Genomic DNA, 22,436 nt, shown 5'->3' with positions numbered 1-22,436 from the left:
CTGCTAGGCTAGGGTCCCAATATCTGGCCTACAGCAGCGACGATACAGCCAAAATCTTGAACGGTGTAATTTGGCAACCGAGGGCGGAGCAGCGCCGAGATTGGCGGCTTGAAGAGTATTTCTCGGACGTAGCTTGTAATAGCTTGATATAGCAGCCATTATCTTTAGGTGCGGCAACCACAGTGCCGTCTATGCGTGTTCGAAATAACGATCAGCGTTGTCGCCCATAAGCTTGATGAGCTGATCCCGGCCTGCGTCTCTAACACCCTTCATCCAGGCTGCCGCGAGCGGAAGCGTTTCCAGCCGGCTGTCGTCCGACGTGCGGATCGACAGGAACTTCAGGCCTTTGACGGTCAGCTTCGCCGTCCAACGCGGTACGATCGCGGATCCGATGCCCGCTGCGACGAGATTGATGATCGTCTGCTTCTCGTCCGCGACCTGCGCGATACGCGGGCGGAGCCCAGCCTTTGCGAATATGTTCATCGTAAGATCGTGACTGTGGGGACGAGACCGGCGATCCGGGACGATGAGCGGTTCGTCTACCAAGGCGTCCACCGTTACCTCGCCAGCCGCAGCAAGCGGATTGGTAGATGAAACGGCGACGACCGCTGTTTCGAAAAACAAAGGCTTCACCGAGATGGCGCGGCTCAACCCATGCGTAGGCCGGATCAGAATGACGTCAAGCCGTCCGGCCAGAAGCTTAGGCACCAGCCTAATGGTCTTATCTTCGACGATCTGGACGATCGTGCCCGGAGAGACTTCTCGAAAATCCTGTAGAAGCTGCGGGACCAGGCCTGCCGCCGCGCTGTCTATCGTTCCAATGCGAAGGAACTGGGAATGCTCATGACTTGCGCCGCGAAACCGATCCGCGAGCTTCTCAAGACGGTCCAGGATTGGCTTGACCTCCTCAAGGAGCAAAACACCATCCTGCGTGAGATTAACGCTGCGCGTCGTCCGCACGAACAGCTGCGTCCCGAGCGACTCTTCAAGGAGACGGACATGACGACCGAGAGACGCAGGTAAAATCCCGGCTTTTTGGGCCGCTCTCCCGAAGTGCAATTCGTCGGCAACAACAACGAAACACCTTAGCTGCTCAAGCTCCATCGAAACAGTCCATTATTTCATTTAATTATACAATTATATGAGTGTTGGCTCTGAGGAAAGGGGATAATAGGGTCGCCCGATGCCGCTGGAGGGCGGAAGACTTACATCTGGGAGGAGCTCGCTATGACTGGCGAATTGGAGACGCGCGTATTGCGCAAAATCACGTGGCGCATTGTGCCATTCATCATGGTCCTGTATCTCATTGCATTCATCGATCGCGTGAACATCGGTTTCGCGTCGCTGACGATGAACCAAGACCTTGGGTTCTCGTCCACGGTCTTCGGTTTCGGCGCTGGCATCTTTTTTCTCGGTTACTTCCTGTTTGAAGTGCCGTCCAATCTCATTCTGAACAAAGTCGGTGCGCGTATCTGGATCGCTCGGGTAATGATCACCTGGGGCATCGTATCAGGCTGTATGGCGCTGGTTCAGGGATCGACGAGCTTCTACATTCTACGCTTCCTGCTGGGTGTCGCCGAAGCTGGCTTCTTTCCCGGCATCATCCTCTATCTGAGCTACTGGTTCCCGGCGCGGCGTCGCGCCGCCGTTACCGCCATGTTCATGGCTGCCGCGCCTCTCGCGACAGCTATCGGATCGCCGATTTCCGGCGCGCTCCTCGAGATGCACGGCCTCTGGGGCCTGGCCGGATGGCAGTGGATGTTCATTATCGAAGCCATTCCTGCAGTTATCCTCGGCGTCGTCGTCCTGTTCTATCTGACGGACCGCCCGGAAAAGGCAAACTGGCTGACCGACGAAGAGCGTAACTGGCTCGTCAAGACGATGGAGCAGGAGCAGGCCGGAAAGCCAAAGGCAAGCCACAGCATCTGGGCCGGTCTCGCCGATGTTCGAGTGCTCGCCTTATCGCTGGTTTACTTTGGTACTTCTGCGGGCCTCTATACACTCGGCATCTGGGCACCGCAGATTATCAAGGGCTTCGGTCTGGCCTCCTTCCATGTCGGCCTGATCAATGCCATTCCCGCAATTTTTGCCGTTGTCGGGATGATCCTGTGGGCACGCCATTCCGACAAGACAGGTGAGCGCACCTGGCATGTTGTCGGCGCTTGCCTGCTCGCTGCGGCAGGACTTGCCTTCGCCACGGGCGCGATGACGGTCTTAACGGTCCTCGTTGCCCTGACGCTGGTCAATATCGGCATCAGCGCCTCAAAGCCGCCGCTTTGGAGCATGCCGACGCTCTTCCTATCCGGCCCGGCCGCGGCCGCGGGCATCGCGACGATCAATTCGATCGGCAATCTCGGCGGCTTCGTCGGTCCGTCGATGATTGGCTGGATCAAGGACACGACCGGTAGCTTCGCAGGCGGCCTGTACTTCGTCTCCGCCCTCCTGGTCATATCCGCGATCGTCACCCTGATCCTCGCCAAGACCTCCTCGGGCTCGCCGAAACACAAACCGTCCATACAACACTGATTTTTGGAATTGGAGAAAGACATGCGTGAATACAAGATTGCAGCCATCCCCGCCGATGGCATCGGACCCGAAGTCATCGCTGCCGGCCTGCAGGTGCTGGAAGCTCTGGAGAAGCGTAGCGGCGACTTTAAAATTCACACCGAAACCTTCGACTGGGGTTCTGATTACTACAAGAAGCATGGCGTGATGATGCCATCCGACGGACTTGAAACGCTGAAGCCCTTTGACGCGATCTATTTCGGTGCCGTCGGCGCACCGGACGTGCCGGATCACATCACACTCTGGGGTCTTCGTCTTCCGATCTGCCAGGGTTTCGACCAGTACGCCAACGTCCGTCCGACGAAAATCCTGCCTGGCATCACGCCGCCGTTGCGCAACTGCGGCCCGGGCGATCTCGACTGGGTCATCGTTCGTGAGAACTCCGAAGGTGAATATTCCGGCCACGGCGGCCGCGCCCACAAGGGACTTCCGGAAGAAGTCGGAACGGAAGTTGCGATCTTCACCCGTGTCGGTGTCACCCGTATCATGCGCTACGCCTTCAAGCTCGCGCAGTCTCGCCCGCGCAAGCTGCTAACGGTCGTGACCAAGTCCAACGCCCAGCGCCACGGCATGGTCATGTGGGACGAGATCGCGGCCGAAGTTTCGAAAGAGTTTCCTGACGTCACCTGGGACAAGATGCTCGTCGATGCCATGACAGTGCGCATGACGCTCAAGCCCGAGAGCCTCGACACGATCGTCGCCACCAACCTGCATGCCGACATCCTGTCTGACCTCGCCGGTGCATTGGCAGGGTCTCTGGGCGTCGCTCCCACAGGCAACATTGATCCCGAGCGTCGCTTCCCTTCGATGTTCGAACCGATCCACGGTTCGGCGTTCGATATCACCGGCAAGGGTATCGCAAACCCGATCGCCACTTTCTGGACTGCGGCACAGATGCTGGAACATCTGGGCGAGCGCGATGCGGCTGCACGGCTGATGGCAGCCGTGGAGCGGGTTACCGAGGCGGGCATTCTGACACCCGACGTTGGCGGCAAGGCAACGACCCAGCAAGTTACGGATGCCGTCTGCGAGGCGATCGCCGGCTCGAACATCCTCGTGGCTGCCGAATGATCTGGACGGATACTTCCGCTCGCAACGCGCTGCGCCGAATGTTCGATGCAGCCGTAGCAAGTGCCGACCCGGCGAAGGTGGTCGCGTATCACCTTCCCGAACCGCCGAAGGGTCGGTGCGTGGTCATCGGTGCTGGCAAGGCATCGGCGGCCATGGCGGCTGCCCTCGATACAGCATGGACCGGTGTCGACCTTAGTGGTGTCGTGGTCACCCGTTACGGTCACGCTGTTCCGGCGGGACGGATCGACATCATCGAGGCGGCCCATCCTGTACCTGACGCAATGAGCCTTGAAGCGGCGGGACGTATCACCGCCTGTATCCGCGATCTCGGTCCTGACGATCTGGTGATTGCGTTGATTTCGGGTGGCGGGTCCGCGCTGCTTGTTTCTCCGGCCGGGCGCATGACGCTCGACGACAAAAAGGCGGTCAACAAGGCCCTGCTGGAAAGCGGTGCAACAATCTCCGAGATGAACACCGTGCGCCGGCAATTGTCGACCATTAAGGGCGGTCGTCTGGCGCAACTCGCCTATCCCGCCCGTGTCGTCAGCCTTCTGATTTCCGACGTACCCGGCGACGACCCTTCGGAGATCGCCTCTGGCCCGACCGTCGCCAACCCAACCAGCATCGACGACGCGCGCGAGATCGTCGCGCGGTATCGCCTGTCGCTGCCGGCGGCTGCAGAAGAAGTTCTGTCTAGTGGCGGCGCACCGAGTGGTCCTGCAAATCCGAACACCGTGGTTCGAATGATCGCCTCGCCGGGCAAAGCCCTGGCTGCTGCGGCGCAGGTCGCGCGGGACCAGGGACTGAATCCTCTCATTCTTGGCGATGCGCTCCAGGGTGAAGCCAAGGACGTCGGTACGGTCCTCGCCGCAATTGCGACCTCGGCGAAACAGAAAGGAGAACCGGTTTCCGGTCCTGCTGTCATTCTCTCCGGTGGCGAAACCTCGGTCTCGCTTTCATCGGACGCGACGGGGCGCGGCGGTCGAAACACAGAATTTCTCCTCAGTCTCGCGATCGGATTGAATGGCCTGGACAGGGTCTGGGCAATCGCAGGCGACACCGACGGCATCGACGGTATCGAGGATGCGGCCGGAGCAATCGTAACGCCCGACACCCTTTCGCGCATGCGCAATGCAGGCGTCACGCCACGCACCGCTCTGGCCCGCCACGACAGCTATACGGCGTTCAAAGCCGTCGACGACCTCATCATCACCGGTCCGACACTCACCAACGTCAACGACATCCGTGCAATCCTGATTGGCTAAACCATCATGTTCATTCGCAACAACCGCAGGGCCAAGATCGTCGCGACGGTCGGCCCCGCCTCGCATACACCCGAAATTCTCAAGTCACTTTTTATGGCGGGCGTCGATACCTTCAGGCTAAACTTCAGTCATGGCGAGCGAAGCGGCCACGAGCAGGTGTTCCGAAGCATCCGGGCTATCGAACAGGAACTTGGATCGCCGATCGGAATCCTGCAGGACCTCCAAGGCCCGAAAATCCGGATCGGAACCATTGCCGACGGGCGACTAACTCTCGAAAAGGGAGCGGAAGTCCGTTTCGTGTGCGGCTCGACACCCGGAACGGGTCTCCTGAATATTCCGCTGCCCCATCGCGAGATTTTCAAAGCGGTGGTGCCGGGAGACGACCTGCTGATCGACGACGGACGCGTGCGTGTCCGGGTGAACCGGGTCGATGACAACCACATCGAGGCGGAGGTCATAACTGCCGGTCTCATATCGAACCGGAAAGGGGTCAACATCCCCGGAGCCGTTCTGGACATATCGCCTCTGACGGCGAAGGATCGCGAAGACCTCGAATTCGGCCTCGATCTCGGCGTCGACTGGATCGCTTTGTCATTCGTTCAGAAAGCACGGGACATGATCGAGGCGCGATCTCTGGTCGGCGACCGTGCCGGCCTTGTTGCAAAGATCGAAAAGCCGTCGGCTCTCGACGAAATTGAAGACATCGTCCGGCTGTCCGACGCCATAATGGTGGCCCGTGGCGATCTCGGTGTCGAGATCCCACCGGAAGACGTTCCCGGCAGGCAGAAGGAAATCATTCGCGCCTGCAGGATGGCGGCGAAACCCGTCATCGTCGCGACGCAGATGCTGGACTCGATGGTATCCTCGCCGACGCCGACGAGGGCCGAGGCATCCGACGTGGCCGGCGCGATCTATGATGGAGCGGACGCCGTGATGCTGTCGGCCGAATCCGCGACGGGCGCTTACCCGGTCGAGGCGGTCGCCATGATGGACCGGATCATCGAGAAGACCGAGAGGCACAAGCTCTATCGCCCCATCCTCGAGGCCACCGACCCGGAAATCGAGAAGACGCCGTCGCATGCCGTGGCCTACGCCGCAGCCAGTGTGGGAACTGCACTGAACGCGCCGCTCATCCTTGCCTTCACGGTCAGCGGCACGACGGCGTCTCGAATTTCACGAGCTCGTCCGTCAATGCCGATCCTCGGTGTGACGCAGGCGGCGGATGTAGCACGACGAATGGGCTTGATGTGGGGCGTAACCAGTACCCGGCTTGACGGTGTCTTCGATTACGAGCGATCGGTGGATTTTGCCGAACGCACGGCGATCGCTGCGAACATGGCGCGTCCGTCCGACAATATCGTGATCGTCGCGGGCTTTCCCTTCGCGACGAGCGGCGGCACCAACAATCTGCGCGTCAAGGAGATCAAGCCGCGTTGCTAGGCATTGGTGTGTCGCAACGGGTTGACGGCGTGCGTTTCCCGGAGCAGGTCGCGCGGCCCCATAACCCGGCATGATTGTATATGTTGGAATTCAATAACTCAGTTTGTTTCTGTCGCCCCGGTAGGCCCCATTCTAGTCACAGCCGCCCTGAGATCAAGCTGCGCTGTGATACAGGGCAACCTATGAGGTGCTTACGCCGCGAATTGCCGGAAGGGACATCTTCTATGGGCGATCGTTAGACTCTTGCGGCGCCATCACAAGTGCGTTTTCGCCCATAGGAGCGCGCTTAGTGCGGCAGCTTTAGCCCCTTCCTGGCTCGGATAATTCTTCCTACCAATCTGACGCTTATCCGTCCCGCGACGCGCGACAGAGATCCCAAATCCTTCACCGCGTTCAAAGACAGTAAGATTAAAGCCTTCAGTGTTGGCGAAATGATTGCCTAGTTGCGAAACCCGCCACTTCTTCCCGGCCCAGGATTTCCGCCGGCGGGCGATCAGCCGCATCCCCGTCTCTCGCTGCTTTGGCCTGACGTAGTCGCCTTCCATGTGTTCTGCACATACGCAACCTACAGCAAGTGTCTCCGGATAGTTCGGATGCTCCATGTAGTGTACGTAGCGAACATCAACGCTTTCGCACATTTCACATTCCTGCGACGGCGCTTCAAGATCGTCGATGCCTACGCAGGTCCACCCCTTATGCGGAATTCCTGGTGAAGACCACTTGCCCCGGCTGGTATGTGCAACGCGATCTGCCATTTCCAGACTTTCACAAAACAAGAAGGCGTTTGCTTGCTTCCGCTGCCTGTCCTGCCTGATTTTCCCTTACCCACAGAAAAAAGTCAGCCAGAACCTCAACGTTCTGCATATCATAATTATTTATCAGAAGGCGCTCGGCGGCAAGCAGCGCAACCGCGTACGCTCCAGTGACGATCGACTACCCTACCATCGCCATCTTTTGTCCCGAACTCGGAACACCAGTCAGTACTGTAGACCCCGCCCAGCATTCCAATGCGCTTGTGCGGGGCAGCAAAGATCCGATGGACTGACGTGCTAGGTGCATCAAGCAAGCATTCGAGCGCCATGTCGCTGGCCATAGCGTTCACAAAGGAAAGCTCAACAGGGCCGTAAGGCTGGAAATGCGCGCCGCACGCCGGTTCTTCCCTACTCTGCCCAAGGCCATCTGGCCAATCCACCACCTTGAAATCCGGGGTACCGGTGGTGCTAAGATGGCATTGCAGGCATCCGCCGTGTTCGGCTATTGCCACCGCATGACCCGCACAGGCGTGTGCCTCAGTCCAGCAATAGAGGACTGGCTTTTTCCTGCCTTGCTCAAGATGCCACTCGTTCAAAGCATGCTCCGCCGCCCAACTGCCCGTCGCCGAGATGATAAGATCGGCCCCGGCGAGCAATTCGGTGTCCAACTGAAGGAGCGCGCTCATGCCACATGACCGGCTTTCGATAAGAAGATGGGGGTAATCCATCTGCAAGCGCTCAGCCAGTGCAATCGCCTTGTTCTTGCCGATTGCAGTCGCGCCGAGAGGATGGCGGCCGACATTCGGCCAGCTCAACTCATCAAGATCGACAAGTACAAGATGGCCGACGCCAGCTTGCGCCAGCGAACAGGCGACCGGCGCGCCGACCGAACCGCAACCGATGATCACAACGGTGGAGGAGAAAAGTCGCTCGGTTCGGGGATCCTGCCCTCGTCCGTGTATCCAGGCTGCATCGGCGCGCTGCACTGACGATCTCACCACAGGTGTCCTCCCGAAAAATCGCTGACTGACTAGGATGTGTGGACTCTTAGGATTCCCAAACATCTAGATATGCGATTCAAGACTGTCTTTTGGAGGCCGTCATGGGTGTCCTGGAGCGTTTGATTCTTCGAGACGACCAATGGGATCGGATTTCCCGACACATCATCGGTGATGCTCGCACCCGCGGCTCTTCCGGGCGGGATAATCGCATGTTCGTGGAAGCGGTACTTTGGATCGCACGCACAGGCTCACCCTGGCGTGACCTGCCTGAGGTGTTCGGCGATTGGAACAGCGTCTTTCGGCGCTTTAGCCGCTGGAGCCAAAAGGGCGTCTGGTGGCGGGTTTTCGAAGCGATGTCAGATGACCGTGATTTCGAATACCTGATCATCGACAGCACCATCATCCGCGCTCACCAGCACGCCTCCGGCGCAAAAAGGGGGCTGAAGATCAGGCCCTTGGCCGTTCTCGCGGCGGCCTAAGCACCAAAATTCATATGGCTGTGCGTGGTCTTGGATGCCCCGTGCGCTTCATTCTCACAGCAGGCCAGAAAGGTGATGCACCACAGGCCGACGCTCTGGTTGAAGAGCTTCCCGCCGAGGTCGTCATGGCGGATACCGCCTACGACAGTGACCGACTGCGCAAAACTATCGCCGAGAAGGGAGCGAAAGCCGTCATTCCAAACACCCCCGCTCGCGCAAAGAAATATCCACTCGACAAGCAACTCTACGCGCAGCGCCATCTGGTCGAGTGTTGCTTTTCAAAGCTCAAACAATTTCGGCGTATTGCCACCAGATACGAGAAAACGGCCCGGAACTATCGAGCCATGGTCGCTCTCGCAGCGACAATATTGTGGCTTAAATAACTGTCCACAATTCCTAGTGTTGGCGGAGCCTTGCCAGCGCGAAATCCCTTCGTCACTGGCTCAGCGACCGGTGATGGTCGGCTACGTGCAAACTTCGGATTCAATGCCCGGACGGCAATAAGGCCGGCGCCTCCACGGCCTTCGGCACCAACGACCGTGACAATTTCTTCAGGTATTTGGTGGGCGGCATCTTCGAGCGCGTTGACGGAATCCGGTCCTAGTTCTTCCAGGAGGACCTCGAAGCTCAGATCGCGGCTTTTGTCGAGCACTACAACCATCGGCGCTATCACGAAAGCCTCGACAATCTTACCCCAGCCGACGTCTACTCCGGGCGCGGCCAGACCATACTGCTCGAACGCGAAAAGATCAAAAGAGACACCATCAGACAACGCCGCTTGAACCACCAAAAGAAAGCAGCTTAAATCAACGCGCAAACCGAGCCGGAAACTCCATTCTTCCAAAGCCGAGGAAGTCTCAAATCATTCGACGACGGACAGATGAACGAGCTGAGCGGACGAGCGCTGGGGTTTGAGAATTTCACAGCGAACAGCGTGTCACTGTATCGACCGGGATAGCTGCCGTGCGTGCTGAAGCCAAACTTCTCGGCCGCCAGATCCACCGCGGGCTCGATCGACAACAGGCTCATATATCCCGTTTCTACGGGCATATCGCTTTTACCGAGACTTTCGGTAACCAAAGCAAGCGCGATGCCTGACTTGTCGAGCACCACACCACCGCTGAAGCCGCCACGGGCTGTAGCAGATGCGATGAAGTGCAGGATCTTCGAATGATGAACGCGCAACAGCGTTTATCTGTCCCAGCGTTACAACTTGGGTTGGCACAGTTGTGAATGGAATCGGAGGATAACCAATAACAAGTACGTCTGATAGGATAAGGTCATTCTCTTCGAGGGAATAGTCCGTGTGCTGGCTGACCGTGATCGCAGGCCACGGCGTTTCACCGAGGTCGACGCGGAAGACTGCGACGTCTAGTTCATCCGGTCCGTAATAGGGTCCATCGATGATCTCAAGCCATCGCGGCGGGGCAGCCTTCCCGCCAGTTTCTTCGCTCAGGTGTGCGGACTTTGTGGTCGCAATTTCTTTGATGGTAACGCCATCGATCACATGCCGAGCCGTGACGAATATACCTTCGCCGATATGGAATGCCGAACCAATCCCTTCATCACCGTTCGTATTGACCACAGCGATAAAGGCTGTTGCTCCTGCCGCCCGTATATAGGTTTCCTGGAATACGCTCTTTTCGGACATCGCCATCAGCTCCGCTCCGCAACGCGTGTTGCGCGTACAATTCCGGCTTCTTATGACTGGATCACCTTGATCGGTCGAGCCATATAAGATCAAGGCCCTTGCAGAGATGTAACCCATAGGCTACATATATCGCAACTGAGGGCAGAATGGCGGTCGAGATTCATTGGCAAGAAATAAACGTCAACTGGCAGTCTGGCGTGGCGCTCGATCTCCATACGACCAGCAGCACGCCAGTTGGTTACAATGAAGCTGGTCATATGCAATTCGATACTGTGAGGCCCTCTATTGCAGACTTTCTCTATTAGTTGAAGTATAAGAACAACCAAGGGGCGGCGCAGGGTATCATCGAAGCCGCGGCCGCCTTCATCCAGCCTCACCGCGCAAAATTTGACATTCTTATCCCCGCGCCTCCGTCACCCCCCGCGCTGTCCAGCCTGTGTACGTTCTGGCAGACGGGATTGGCGCAAGCGTCCAGATCCCCGTCATAAAATGCGTCGCCACCACTCGCCCAACGGCTCAGCTGAAAAATGAGAATGATCCGGCGAAGCGCAAAGACCTAGCGTGCGGTCTTTACGCTGTTGACCCCCGGTATACAGCTGGGAAAAACATTCTTCTATTCGACGATGTTTTCCGATCCGGCACCACGCTAAACGAGATCACCAAAGTCCTGCTCGGACAAGGCCAAGCATCTAGTGTACGCGTCCTCACGATAACCAAGACACGGAGCAACCATTGAACACCGTCTTCATCGGTGGCTCGCGACACATTTCGCGGCTGCCTGCTCAAGCGAAAGAGCGATTAAACAATATCATTGAGAATGGGCATCACGTAGTTGTCGGCGACGCCAATGGTGCGGACAAAGCAGTCCAAAAGCACTTTTCAGACGCAGCCTATGAAAAGGTGACCGTATTCTGCTCCGGCGACAAACCTCGCAATAATCTCGGTGAATGGCGAACGCAAAATATCACGCCGCCTAAGCACGTGAAGGGCTTCCAGTTTTATGCGGCGAAGGACCGCGAGATGACCCGAGAGGCCGATTTCGGATTCATGATCTGGGACGGCAAGAGCCCTGGCACGGTCTTGAACGTCCTGCGCCTAATCAAGGCTGGGAAAAAAGCTGTCCTTTTGAACGTTCCTGAGAAGTCACCGGTAACATTTAAAACCGGAGAACAATGGAGCGCGTTTCTAGCCAAATGTAGCGCTGACCTCCGCGAAAATTTACGCGACCGCGCGACTTCTGACGAATGGGAAGTAGAGGAATCAAGCGCGCAAGCCGATCTGCTGGAAACGGTTCGAGACGTTGAGCCGGTGAAGGACTCCACCACCACAGGCCTTCCACCGGTCGGGGATCCAGCTGCCAATGTGAATGCTGCCCTGGCCTCTGGCGACCCCTCCTCATTTATCGACGCGTTGGGCCATCTTGCCCGTGCGAAAAAGGGAGGAATGACGCAGATAGCGAAAGAAACAGGGTTAGCTAGAGAAAGCCTTTACAGGGCGCTCGGAAAAGATGGCAATCCGGAACTGGTGTCAATACTCAAGGTCATTTCCGCGCTGGGCCTCACGCTCGAAGCGAAGATGCAAACCAACCCGTAACCCCGAAAGAAACGTTGCGCGTCGGAGCGGTCGCCTAAATATCCAACACTTCCGGGGGTGACTTGAACGGATTGAGGATTCGAACACCACGCCCCGTAAAATCGGAGACGTTTCGCGTCACCACCACGAGCCGGTGGACGCGTGCGGTCGCGGCCAGTGCAACGTCCCATAGGTCCTTGTTCTTGCTTCCGAGAAGGCGCGTCCACTCGGCGACAACCGGCCCGTCAATCGGAATGATGCGATCAGAAAACGATTTTTCGAGCATCTCGATGCCATCAAGGATCCTTTGAGCGCGTTCCGGTTCACGCTTCATCAATGCTTCGGCTCCCCGACGCTTTTCGAATAGCGTCGCGACACTCAGCCGAAGATCCGTGTCATCGACCGTCGCGATCCATTGATGCACATTCTTGTGCCCGCCGTGCTTGAGTTCACGGAGAACATTTTCATCGAGCAGATAAAGCGTCACGGAATGGCCCTTGGTGCGACTTCACCAGGGTCACCGTCATCATCGAATGCACCAGCATCAGCCAAATCGGCCAAAGTGCTCTTCAGGCTCTTCGTTGGATAGGGACGCCCGCGCTTCGGGTAAGCCTTCGCATACTCGACTGCAGCTTCGACCTGATCCCGCGTAAGGGAAGGAAAATCTTTAAGGACCACATCGACACCCTCGGCGCGCGTCAAAGCGGCAATCAAGTGCGCCGAAATAGTCGTTCCACGAACAACCGCCTCACCCCGATCGCCCTTTCTCTCAATCCTGTCTCTGACGGCCTCAAGTCTCGCCATTCGGACTTTAAGATCGGTATCGATTTGCGCAAGATCCAGTTCAAGCCTACCGAGCTGGAGTTTGTGAGCATCATCGGGCAATTTGCGCAAGGCACCATAGAGCCGGCGCCGCCCTGCTGGCGTCAGGTCCTTGTCGAGTTCATCTGCAAGCCGCAGGAAGCGCAGTTCGGCCGGGCCAAGGAGCCTTTGAACCATGTTCCCCACCTTCTTTTGCCGGGCGTGAATGACACCTGTGTCAACCGCCTTGTTGAGCATCGCTGGGGTTCTGCCCAGGACATACCCTGCTTCGCTCAGCGTGAAATTCTGGATTTGGGACAAGCATGACTCCTTCATCAATCCATCCCAATATAGGGATGAATTAGACACTACGCAAGGCGCCAATCAGTCGTCATCAGCTCGACTAAGAACAATTTCTGCCGACTTATCTTGACGAGCCTCAGAGTGCCTCGTCCGGGAGTTAAGGTCGTATTTGTTGAAGACGGCACGGCAACCGTCACGAGCCCGAAAAGAAGCTTTACAATTTCAGACTCTGGTATCGACAGCATTGCGGAAAGCCCTTCTACGCCACCACCGTTTTGACGCGGCGTAGGTGTTGCGGTCATCGTCAGCGAGAAAAAACTACCAAGCGCAGCCCAGAAGCCTTTGCTCTCGTGCGTCGTCGTGGTTGTCTCACTGCCGTCGGCGATCATCTTGATTGCGGAGCGGGGAATACCCGCTTCGCTCAGTCCTTCGATCGCGCGGTCTGCTTCAGAACGGTCGTGGAAGAAGGCGGTGATCGTATTGGAATGGGATGGCACGGTGTTCTGGTCAATGTAGGCCATGGTGTTTCCTCCTATGCTATTCGTCGATACGCTCGACGGTGGCGGTCTGCTTGCGAACGGTTACCGGGACGGAGACGTCTTCCGAAGTCACGATTTGGCGGATGCGGATTTCTTCTATAAGGACTAGACGCTTCTCAATAACGACGATCTCCTCGAGGACGGGAATGATCGTGGTATCGCCTTCAACCCTGGTTTCGGGGATCGCATCGATCTCAAGATCTATGCGCTCCCGCGTGACCTCGACGCGCGTGCCATACAAAGTGGCCTGCGCTAGCTCGTCTACTTCCGAGCTGGAAGTGGAGACACGGACACGTCCCGTCGCGACGCGTTCCTTGCCGACGCTGACACTCTCTTCGACGATCTGGATTGTGGTTTCGTCTTGGTCTGTCATGGTCACGCCTCGAGGTCGGGAAGCAAACCCGGCGGATTGCGATATGTTCCGTGTCGGCGATTTTTGGTTGCAACACGCGGCAAACGGCGATCCAGTTGAAAGTCCATTTTATGTTGCGGTACGATTTCGCCGGTGGCGGCCCGGGCGGCCCTCATGAATCTCTGTTAGAATGAGTAATATCTGCGGCGAACCAACTGAGAAGTCAGATTCGACGCTTGCATGATTCCCGTCGTCATGGCTCATGCGCATACAACTTCCGCTTCGAAAATTGTGTGAGAAGAGATGCATAGGAAAAGTGCTGCTGTGACCAAGATAGGTGGTCTTGGGCTGGATAAGTCTTTGGCCTTCGGTCTATCCACTGCCTTGGCGTTCTTCGTCATCAGTGCCGCCGTTGCGGTTTACACTACGCAAACGTTGAGGACGAGCAACGAAAGCGTAGTCAAGACCCATCAGGTCATTGTCTCGATCGACCTTCTCCTGTCTGATGTCCAGGATGCCGAGACAGGTCAGCGTGGGTATTTGCTGACCGGCAAAGAGCAGTACCTGCAGCCGTATCAGCGGGCCGTTGCGCAGATACAGGCGCGGCTTGCGCGGGTCGAGAGCTTGATCACAACGGACACCGCGCAAAGCTATCGGTTAGAAGATCTCCGTAACTCCGTTTCCTCAAAGTTAGCCGAGCTCGACGAAACGCTTCGAACCTACCGAACCGCCGGCCCTGCTGCGGCCCTCGCGCTCGTTAATACGGACCGCGGTAAGTTCGACATGGACGCGATCCGCACACTCGTGTCAGAAATCCGCAATGCAGAAACCGACGTGCGTACCCAGCGTGTCGCGGAGATGAACAGGGCCTACGTCGTTGCATTCGCCACGAGCCTGTTGACGGGCTTTCTTGGCATCGTCCTGACGCTGGTCATCGGTGGCCTGATGCGCCGTGCCACCTTGGCACGCAAGAACGAGCAGTGGCAGCAGGAAGCGCAGGTCGGTCTTGGACCGGTTGTAATCGGGGAACAGTCTACGCAAGAGCTTGGACAGAACATATTGCGCTTTCTCACAAGCTACCTGGGTGCCGTTGCAGGCTCGCTCTATGTGAGGGATGGAGCGCGATACGCTCTTACAGCCGTTCATGGTGTTCCTGCAGGTACAGTTATTCCAGAGCGATTCGAAGAAAGCGATAGTCTGTTCGGTCATGTTCTTCGAGATCACCGTCCTGTCACGGTAGGTGAGCTTCCTGACGGCTATATCAGTTTTGGCTCCAGCCTCGGCCAACAGAAGCCCCGCTACCTGACGCTGGCGCCGGCGATGGTGGACGGCGAGGTCAAGGCGGTATTCGAACTGGGCTTTCTTCACCCGGTCGGCGATCACGTTCTCGCCCTCCTCGAGCGGTCGTCCAACACGATCGCGGCAGCCATTCGCTCAGCCGAATTCCGTACACAGCTACGAACACTGCTCCACGAGACGCAGCGGCAGACGGAAGAGCTTCAGGTCCAGGGCGAAGAACTGCGAGTATCCAACGAGGAACTGGAAGAGCAGAGTAGGGCGCTGAAGGAATCTCAGGCCCGTCTGGAACAGCAGCAGGTGGAACTGGAGCAGACGAATTCCCAGCTCGAGGAGCAGGCGCAGGAGCTTGAGCGACAGAAGGACGACCTTGAAAAAGCGAACGACGCCGTCAGATTGCAGGCACAAGAAGTGGAGCGTGCCAGCCGCTACAAATCAGATTTTCTGGCCAACATGTCACACGAACTGCGTACCCCGCTGAACTCTTCGCTGATCCTTGCCAAGCTCTTGGCGGACAACGCCGACGAGAATTTGACGGCGGAACAGGTCAAGTTCGCACAGACGATACAGTCTTCGGGGAACGATCTGCTGAACCTCATCAACGATATCCTTGATCTTTCGAAGATCGAGGCCGGCCATGTGGAGGTCAGTCCGGAGCCAGTTGCCATCAACCGGACTGTCGATGGACTTCGGCAGTTGTTCGATCCGCTCGCTGCCCAAAAGGGACTGAACCTCTCGATCGAAGTCGCCCCGGACGTCCCATCGGTCATCGAGACGGATCCACAACGCCTCGAGCAGGTCCTCAAGAACCTTCTGGCAAATGCCGTCAAGTTCACCGCAGAGGGGCAGGTATCGCTCCTTGTCCGCCCTGCCGGTGATGCGCAGATTGCGATCTCCGTGGTCGATACCGGAATTGGAATTGCCGAGGACCAGCAGCGCAACATCTTCGAGGCCTTCCATCAGGCAGACAGCACGATCAGTCGAAAGTTCGGCGGAACGGGCCTCGGGCTTTCGATCTCGCGAGAACTGGTCCGTCTGCTCGGCGGCAGGATGCATCTGCAAAGCCGTCCAGGTACGGGAAGTACGTTCACCGTGATCATCCCGAAGATCTTTTCGGCTAGTGCCGTTCGCGCGCCCGAACCTGCTATCATTACGGGCACCACAGCACCTGCCCTCACCAGTAATCCCATTGCAACAGAACGTTCGCCGCGTTCGCATGGCATCGTCGACGACGATCGTCATCTGAGCGGTAGCCCCACCCGTAAACTTCTCGTTGTGGAGGACGACCAGTCCTTCGCGATGATTCTGCGTGATCTGGCGCGAGAGCTGAGCTTTCAGGTGCTGGTCGCCGGGACGGCACAAGAAGCACTTGAACTTGCCCGCCAACACGCGCCAAGCGCGATCGTTTTGGACGTTGGTCTACCGGACCAGTCTGGGCTCTCGGTCCTTGATCGCCTTAAGCGTGACGTTCGGACGCGCCATATTCCAATTCACATCATATCTGCGGAAGATTATTCCGAACGCGCTCTGTCACTAGGCGCCATCGGTTATGCGATGAAGCCGGTCCAACGCGATGAGCTTCTTGACGTCCTGAAATCGCTGGAGGCAAAAATATCGCAGAACGTGCGCCGCGTTTTGATTGTTGAGGACAACCAGATCCAGCGCGAGGCAGTCTCTAAGCTCATTGGATCGCAAGATGTGGAGACCGTCGGAGCTGGCACTGCGGCGGAATGCCTGGCGCTTTTGAAGGAACAGACTTTCGATTGCATGGTGCTCGATCTCTCGCTGCCGGACGCCTCGGGATTTGCGCTTCTCGAAACGATCAGTCAGGACACTGCCCATTCTTTCCCTCCTGTGATCGTCTACACGGGGCGGGTCCTTTCGGCAGAGGAAGAGCAGAGCCTACGGCGCTTTTCCAAATCGATCATTATCAAGGGAGCCAAATCACCGGAGCGCCTTTTGGACGAGGTGACGCTTTTCCTCCATCAAGTCGTGTCCGAACTTCCCGACGAACAGCAGAAGATGATCCGAAAGGCCAGGAATCGCGACGCCTTGCTTGAGGGACGCCGGATCCTGATCGTTGAGGACGACGTGCGCAATATCTACGCGCTGACGAACATTCTTGAGCCGCGTGGCGCCGTTATCGAAATCGCCCGTAACGGTGAGGAAGCTTTGCAGAAGCTGGACCGGTCGCTTTCCAGCACCGATGGCCGGATCGATCTGGTTTTGATGGATGTGATGATGCCGGTGATGGACGGGCTGACCGCCACCCGCCACATCCGCAACAATCCGAACTGGAAGAAGCTACCGGTGATCACGCTGACGGCGAAAGCTATGCCCGACGACCAAAAGCGGTGTATCGAGGCCGGCGCCAACGACTATATGGCCAAGCCGCTAGACGTCGAGAAACTCCTGTCGCTTGTCCGTGTCTGGATGCCTCAATGACGGAGACTTACGAGAAGATAGAAGACATCGAGATCAGGCTTTTGCTCGAGGCGCTCTATCATCGCTACCACTATGATTTCCGCAACTACGCGATGTCATCGATCCGCCGAAGGCTGCGTCAGGCGCGCGAGCAATTAGGCTTTGCGACAATTTCCGCGATGCAGGAGCGCGTTCTGCACGATCCCGACATGTTGCCGCGAATGCTGCGCTACCTCACGGTCCAGGTCAGCGAGATGTTTCGGGATCCGAGCTATTTCCGGGCGTTTCGCGAAAAGGTTGTACCTCATCTGCGCACTTATCCATCTTTGAAGATCTGGATCGCCGGATGCAGCACCGGCGAGGAACTGTACTCCTTCGTCATCCTGTTCCGCGAAGAGGGACTGGAAGAGCGAACCCTATTCTACGCGACAGATATCAACCCGGAAGCACTGGCCCAGGCGGAGGCCGGCGTCTACGAGCTGGACCGGCTACGCCTGTTTACTGAGAACCATCAGCAGGCAGGAGGTAAGACATCCCTGTCGGACTACTATCAATCTGGTTACAATCGCTGTGTCTTTGACAAGAGCCTGAAACGCAATGTGGTTTTCTCCGATCATAGTCTCGTCACCGACCAGGTGTTCGGCGAGATGCAATTTGTCTCCTGCCGCAACGTCATGATTTATTTCGATCGTGATCTCCAGGATCGCGCGGTTTCGCTGTTTAGGGACGCGCTGCCGCGCAACGGTTTCCTCGGGCTGGGCTCCAAGGAGACGTTGCGGTTTTCTCGTCATGAGGACGCTTTCCAGGACTTCGTGCGCGAGGAAAAGATCTACAGGAGGACCGGCGCATGACCGACACCTCTCACGGCGCTGTCATTATCGGAGCTTCGGCTGGCGCGCTTGAAGCGCTGTCCGTAATCCTTCCCTCGCTTCCGTCCGGGTATCCATATCCGGTTTTCGTGGTCGTCCACGTGCCACCTCACAAACGCAGCGTACTTGCCGAAATCTTCAATGCGAAGTGCCAGTTGCGAGCGGTGGAGGTCGAGGACAAAGAACCGATCGAACCGGGAGTAATATACTTCGCCCCTCCTAATTACCACATGTTGATCGAAGACAGGGCGACCATCGCGCTGTCGTCTGACGAGGAAGTGATGTTTTCCCGTCCGTCAATCGACGTAGCGTTTGAAAGCGCCGCCGAGGCGTGGGGTGACGGTCTTCTGGCCGTTGTTCTGACGGGTGCTAATAGCGATGGGGCGAAAGGGCTGTCCGCAGTAGCCAAGGCCGGCGGCGGCGTGATCGTCCAGCAACCGCTTGGCGCTTACGCACGCGCGATGCCGGAGGCCGCTATTGCCGCGTGCCCTCAAGCCCGCGTCCTCTCTCTTCAAAATATTTCGTCATATCTTCTAGGTATCGCTTGATGAACACGCCGGTCAAATTCCTGCTCGTCGACGATCTCCCCGAGAACCTTCTCTCTCTTGAGGCGCTCCTCCGGCGTCCTGATCTCGAACTCGTCAAGGCAAGGTCGGGCGACGAGGCGCTCGAGCTATGCCTGCACCATGATTTTGCACTGGCGCTGATCGACGTTCAGATGCCGGGCCTGAATGGTTTCGAGCTTGCCGAACTGATGCGTGGCAACGAGCGGACCAAACGCATACCGATCATCTTCGTTACAGCCGGCGCGCACAGCTCCGAGCGGCGCTTTCAAGGCTATGAGGTCGGCGCCGTCGACTTCATCCAGAAGCCGATCGAAGCCCATATCCTTCGCAGCAAGGCGGATGTTTTTCTGGAAGTCTACCGCCAGCGCCAGACGCTCGCCGAGCAGCGGGATCTACTGCAATCCCAGGCTCAGGCTCTACAGCTTGCCGACAAGCGCAAGGATCAGTTCCTTGCCGTACTTGCTCATGAACTCCGCAACCCGCTCGCCGCTCTGCAAGGCGGCCTTTCGCTCCTGAAGAAAGTTAACGGTGAAGAACAGACCGCAAAGATCGGAAAGCTGATGCAAGAGCAGATCACTCACCTCAGCCATCTGGTGGATGATCTCCTAGATGTATCGCGAATTACGCAGGGCAAAATCGTCCTTCGCAAGGCCTTCTTCGACCTGCGGGACGCAGTCGAATCCGCTGTCGACATGACCCGGCCAGCGATCGATGCGAAGGGCCACAATCTAGTCGTTAAACTTCCCGAGCGGTCATGCGACGCCATGGCAGACAATGTCCGAATTACACAATGCCTTGCTAATCTTTTGAACAACGCAGCCAAGTACACGCCGGATGGCGGTCAGATCTACGTCGAGCTCGTAGAAGACGTCGAGTCTTTCCGCCTAACTGTTTCGGACAATGGTCTTGGACTGACGCAGGAGGCTTCAACGACCATCTTCGCCATGTTCGCTCAGGTCGATGGTCACCGGGAACATTCTCATGGAGGGCTCGGAATCGGGCTTGCACTCGTAAAGCAGCTTGTAGAGCTTCACGAGGGCAGCATCACCGTGCAGAGCGACGGACCTGGCCGTGGGAGTGCATTCGTTCTCAACCTACCGAAGGCTATCGAATTGTGATCATCCGAATTTGCCTTCGGGTGGAGCGTAACAAACCCTATTGATACCCGCTATCGATCGAGATCGAGTTGTCGCTCCAACGGACGCGGCCGCTACCAGTCACCAGGTGTTTCTTTAGCTCCGCCGTAAGATTGTCAGCCTATTTTATCGCAATCTCTCGACGTAAGACCGCCCTTCAAGGCGTCGACCATGTCGTATCGCGTTTCGGTCCAGTCGCTGGTCTTCGCGCAGTATGTCAATCGGCTTAGTAACGGGGGTCTGACGCTATCTCGATGACATCACGTTGCTCCGACGATACGTGCCTCAAGCAAATCGAGTTTCCCGCGCCCGTACATCTGGCGCTTGATGAGTTTTAGCTTGTTGATTTGGCCCTCTGTCTGGCCGTTCAACCAAATTGAAGTGATTGCATTCTGAACCGCTGCTCTGTCGCGGATAACGCCGTTGGCAAATGACGCGACCAAGCTTGTTGCGGCGCGGTCGATCCACGTGTCCAGATCATCTTTAGACTTGCGCCGCAGCATTTCGTGGAAGCTCTCCACGACATCTCTGGCCTCGACAAGGTCTGGTAGTCGCTCCTCGATCGCAGCGACCGTCATCGTCTGAGCCTTGGTCAAATTGTTGCGTTCAAGGGTCATCAGGCGGACGACGGTGCGTGCTGCGGGCGCGTGGCCGAGCCCGTTTTCGGCTTTTTCGGCTCGCCTTCGTCGTGTTGCCCATTCTGTAACAACGCGGAGACCTCCACCGAAACCAACCAGCCGAAGCTGCCGCCACAGTTCAGCGCCGTTTCGCAATCCGGCGTCCCATTGCGCTTCCAGCCAAGGCAACTGCGGTTCGAGAGAGGTTTGCCGCACCCGAAAGATGTCGGTCCGCTGACCACGGACGACACTGCGGACCAGCTTTCGGCTGTGCCCGGTTCTGCGCGCGATCTCCTTGATGGACACGCCTTCGGCGACGAGTCCACGAATAACAGAGTAACGTGGAACTAAAGTAGGCATCATTTTATTTTGCTTCTGTTGTAACAGCGGGAGTTTGATTGATGGTCGGCAGGCAAGCGGGCTTTGTCGCTCTGAGCGACGAGGATAGAAATTTTCTTGAGTCTCAGGTGCGGCGGCACAAGGCGCCGCGCTCGCTGTCGGATCGATGCCGGATAGTTTTGCTGTGCGCGCAGGGCTTGCGGAGCAAAGATGTTGCCGAACGCCTTGGCGTCCACGAGCACACGGTTGGCAAGTGGCGCCGCAGGTTCGTGCAGGGTGGCATTGACGGGCTGACCGACGAATATCGCGCAGGTCGGCCACGAACCGTCTCTGACGCCCAGGTAGCTGAGGTCGTCGAACGGACATTGAACACCACCCCGAAGGATGCCACGCACTGGTCTATCCGTTTGATGGCAGCCGACCGCGGGCTGTCGCACACCACCATCCGTCGGATATGGACCGCGTTTGGTTTGCAGCCGCATCGTTCGGAGACATTCAAGCTGTCTTCCGATCCCCTGTTCGTTGATAAGGTGCAAGACATAGTCGGCCTTTACATGTCGCCACCTGATCGGGCAGTCGTGCTATGCGTGGATGAGAAATCGCAAATCCAGGCACTGGATCGCGAGCAGCCGGTTCTGCCCATGGCGCCGGGCATCGCCGAGCAGCGGCGCACCCATACCTATGTCCGCAACGGCACGACATCCCTGTTCGCCGCGCTCGACGTTGCGACTGGCGCGGTAATCGGCCAGTGCTACAAACGTCACAGGGCGACCGAATTTCTCGACTTCTTGAAGCGGATTGACGCCGAGATGCCCAAGGGGCCGGACGTGCATTTGGTGATGGACAACTATGCGACCCACAAGACGCCGAGGATCAAGGCCTGGCTCGCACGCCGCCCGCATTGGCATGTTCACTTCACGCCAACGTCAGCCTCCTGGATCAATCAAGTCGAGCGGTGGTTTGCAGAGCTGATGCGCAAGTAATTGCAACGCGGTGTCATCGTTCCACCGCCGAACTGGAAGCCGACATCGACGCGTTTATCGCAACGCACAACGAGAATCCCAAGCCATACAGATGGGTGAAATCCGCCGGCCAAATCCTCGCCTCCGTCAAGCGATTCTGCCAAAAAACAATGAGCCGAACTTCAGATTCGGGTGACTAGCAAAGGAGTGGCGTCTTTAAACGAACTGCTTTCGCAGTATAAAGTCGGCCAGGGACAGCGTTCCAGACGTAGTCCCTCCGTTGACGCCGTTTTAAACACGAGCCGCCCACCGCATCGCCAGCACGGGCGCTTGGCCGCACGAAAACCACTGCCTTCAGTGGTAGATCAGCGGCACTGTGGCTCAGTCTTGGAAGAGTTCCGATCAAAAGACTGCATTTCTTCGAGGCATGACGGCG

General features: G+C 57.4%; 18 protein-coding genes and 3 pseudogenes. 12 read left to right on the top strand and 9 right to left on the bottom strand.

Annotation, left to right across the window (positions count from 1 at the left end; genetic code table 11):
* Positions 1-189: 189 nt before the first annotated feature.
* Positions 190-1,104 (bottom strand): LysR family transcriptional regulator, encoded by a 915-nt coding sequence (locus tag AVCG78_RS25345; protein ID WP_012650538.1) that lies wholly within the window; start codon positions 1,102-1,104, stop codon positions 190-192.
* A gap of 123 nt (positions 1,105-1,227) precedes the next feature.
* Between AVCG78_RS25345 and AVCG78_RS25340 the strand changes: the two genes are divergently transcribed.
* The 4 genes from AVCG78_RS25340 to pyk are packed head-to-tail and all read left to right on the top strand — an operon-like array spanning position 1,228 to position 6,341.
* Positions 1,228-2,526, top strand: a complete 1,299-nt coding sequence (locus AVCG78_RS25340; RefSeq protein WP_087730415.1) for an MFS transporter — start codon at positions 1,228-1,230, stop codon at positions 2,524-2,526.
* 21 nt (positions 2,527-2,547) lie between these two features.
* Complete coding sequence (locus AVCG78_RS25335; protein ID WP_071206386.1) at positions 2,548-3,636, top strand: tartrate dehydrogenase; 1,089 nt, start codon at positions 2,548-2,550, stop codon at positions 3,634-3,636.
* Positions 3,633-4,901, top strand: a complete 1,269-nt coding sequence (locus tag AVCG78_RS25330; protein ID WP_087730414.1) for a glycerate kinase type-2 family protein — start codon at positions 3,633-3,635, stop codon at positions 4,899-4,901. The genes AVCG78_RS25335 and AVCG78_RS25330 overlap by 4 nt, the downstream gene beginning before the upstream one ends.
* A 6-nt stretch (positions 4,902-4,907) precedes the next feature.
* On the top strand, positions 4,908-6,341 hold the full coding sequence (pyk, locus tag AVCG78_RS25325; RefSeq protein ID WP_081355443.1) for a pyruvate kinase: 1,434 nt from the start codon (positions 4,908-4,910) through the stop codon (positions 6,339-6,341).
* A 254-nt stretch (positions 6,342-6,595) separates the two neighbouring features.
* Here the strand turns inward: pyk and AVCG78_RS25320 are convergent, their stop codons facing one another.
* Complete coding sequence (locus AVCG78_RS25320) at positions 6,596-7,096, bottom strand: hypothetical protein (RefSeq protein WP_012650533.1); 501 nt, start codon at positions 7,094-7,096, stop codon at positions 6,596-6,598.
* Between the two features lie 116 nt (positions 7,097-7,212).
* Complete coding sequence (locus AVCG78_RS25315) at positions 7,213-8,079, bottom strand: ThiF family adenylyltransferase (RefSeq protein WP_235694962.1); 867 nt, start codon at positions 8,077-8,079, stop codon at positions 7,213-7,215.
* 116 nt (positions 8,080-8,195) lie between these two features.
* On the opposite strand from AVCG78_RS25315, the gene AVCG78_RS25310 reads away from it, so the two are divergent.
* Positions 8,196-8,956 (top strand): IS5 family transposase gene (locus AVCG78_RS25310; RefSeq protein ID WP_085946654.1). Its coding sequence is split into 2 segments (ribosomal slippage): positions 8,196-8,523 and positions 8,523-8,956, totalling 762 coding nucleotides; the frame shifts between segments, so codons are not numbered across the junction.
* A gap of 233 nt (positions 8,957-9,189) precedes the next feature.
* Positions 9,190-9,378 (top strand): annotated as a pseudogene (locus tag AVCG78_RS25305) (integrase core domain-containing protein); the annotation flags it as partial.
* Between the two features lie 252 nt (positions 9,379-9,630).
* Here the strand turns inward: AVCG78_RS25305 and AVCG78_RS25300 are convergent.
* On the bottom strand, positions 9,631-10,230 hold the full coding sequence (locus AVCG78_RS25300) for a S1 family peptidase (RefSeq protein ID WP_234618168.1): 600 nt from the start codon (positions 10,228-10,230) through the stop codon (positions 9,631-9,633).
* Between the two features lie 726 nt (positions 10,231-10,956).
* On the opposite strand from AVCG78_RS25300, the gene AVCG78_RS25295 reads away from it, so the two are divergent.
* Positions 10,957-11,817 (top strand): addiction module antidote protein, encoded by an 861-nt coding sequence (locus AVCG78_RS25295; RefSeq protein ID WP_012650529.1) that lies wholly within the window; start codon positions 10,957-10,959, stop codon positions 11,815-11,817.
* Positions 11,818-11,851: 34 nt separating this feature from the next.
* Here the strand turns inward: AVCG78_RS25295 and AVCG78_RS25290 are convergent, their stop codons facing one another.
* Genes AVCG78_RS25290 through AVCG78_RS25275 form a run of 4 tightly spaced genes read right to left on the bottom strand, consistent with a single transcriptional unit; the run spans position 11,852 to position 13,812 of the window.
* A complete protein-coding gene (locus AVCG78_RS25290; RefSeq protein WP_071585017.1) occupies positions 11,852-12,283 on the bottom strand; it encodes a type II toxin-antitoxin system VapC family toxin in 432 nt (143 codons plus the stop codon).
* Entirely contained in the window at positions 12,280-12,918 is a 639-nt protein-coding gene (locus AVCG78_RS25285; protein ID WP_234618167.1) for a DUF433 domain-containing protein, read from the bottom strand. The genes AVCG78_RS25290 and AVCG78_RS25285 overlap by 4 nt, the downstream gene beginning before the upstream one ends.
* A gap of 47 nt (positions 12,919-12,965) precedes the next feature.
* Positions 12,966-13,421: a hypothetical protein gene (locus AVCG78_RS25280; RefSeq protein WP_012650526.1), complete on the bottom strand. Its 456-nt coding sequence runs from the start codon at positions 13,419-13,421 to the stop codon at positions 12,966-12,968.
* Positions 13,422-13,437: 16 nt separating this feature from the next.
* The gene (locus AVCG78_RS25275; RefSeq protein WP_049777445.1) at positions 13,438-13,812 is read right to left on the bottom strand and encodes a YsnF/AvaK domain-containing protein; all 375 of its coding nucleotides are present in this window, start codon (positions 13,810-13,812) and stop codon (positions 13,438-13,440) included.
* A gap of 282 nt (positions 13,813-14,094) precedes the next feature.
* Here AVCG78_RS25275 and AVCG78_RS25270 point away from each other — a divergent pair, with 282 nt between their 5' ends.
* The 4 genes from AVCG78_RS25270 to AVCG78_RS25255 are packed head-to-tail and all read left to right on the top strand — an operon-like array spanning position 14,095 to position 20,064.
* Entirely contained in the window at positions 14,095-17,532 is a 3,438-nt protein-coding gene (locus AVCG78_RS25270) for a response regulator (RefSeq protein WP_012650524.1), read from the top strand.
* The gene (locus AVCG78_RS25265; protein ID WP_012650523.1) at positions 17,529-18,362 is read left to right on the top strand and encodes a CheR family methyltransferase; all 834 of its coding nucleotides are present in this window, start codon (positions 17,529-17,531) and stop codon (positions 18,360-18,362) included. The genes AVCG78_RS25270 and AVCG78_RS25265 overlap by 4 nt, the downstream gene beginning before the upstream one ends.
* Entirely contained in the window at positions 18,359-18,928 is a 570-nt protein-coding gene (locus AVCG78_RS25260; RefSeq protein WP_012650522.1) for a chemotaxis protein CheB, read from the top strand. The genes AVCG78_RS25265 and AVCG78_RS25260 overlap by 4 nt, the downstream gene beginning before the upstream one ends.
* Positions 18,928-20,064 (top strand): hybrid sensor histidine kinase/response regulator, encoded by a 1,137-nt coding sequence (locus tag AVCG78_RS25255; RefSeq protein WP_012650521.1) that lies wholly within the window; start codon positions 18,928-18,930, stop codon positions 20,062-20,064. Before AVCG78_RS25260 ends, AVCG78_RS25255 begins: the two co-directional genes overlap by 1 nt.
* 278 nt (positions 20,065-20,342) lie before the next feature.
* Here AVCG78_RS25255 and AVCG78_RS25250 read toward each other — a convergent pair.
* A pseudogene (locus tag AVCG78_RS25250) lies at positions 20,343-21,035 on the bottom strand (transposase); the annotation flags it as partial.
* A gap of 65 nt (positions 21,036-21,100) precedes the next feature.
* On the opposite strand from AVCG78_RS25250, the pseudogene AVCG78_RS25245 reads away from it, so the two are divergent.
* Positions 21,101-22,200 (top strand): annotated as a pseudogene (locus AVCG78_RS25245) (IS630 family transposase).
* Positions 22,201-22,436: the final 236 nt, after the last annotated feature.

Origin of the sequence: Gillisella vitis (genome assembly GCF_021559775.1) — a bacterium.
In the GTDB taxonomy this organism is placed as follows: domain Bacteria; phylum Pseudomonadota; class Alphaproteobacteria; order Rhizobiales; family Rhizobiaceae; genus Allorhizobium; species Allorhizobium ampelinum.
This window is presented reverse-complemented; position numbering and strand designations above follow the sequence as displayed.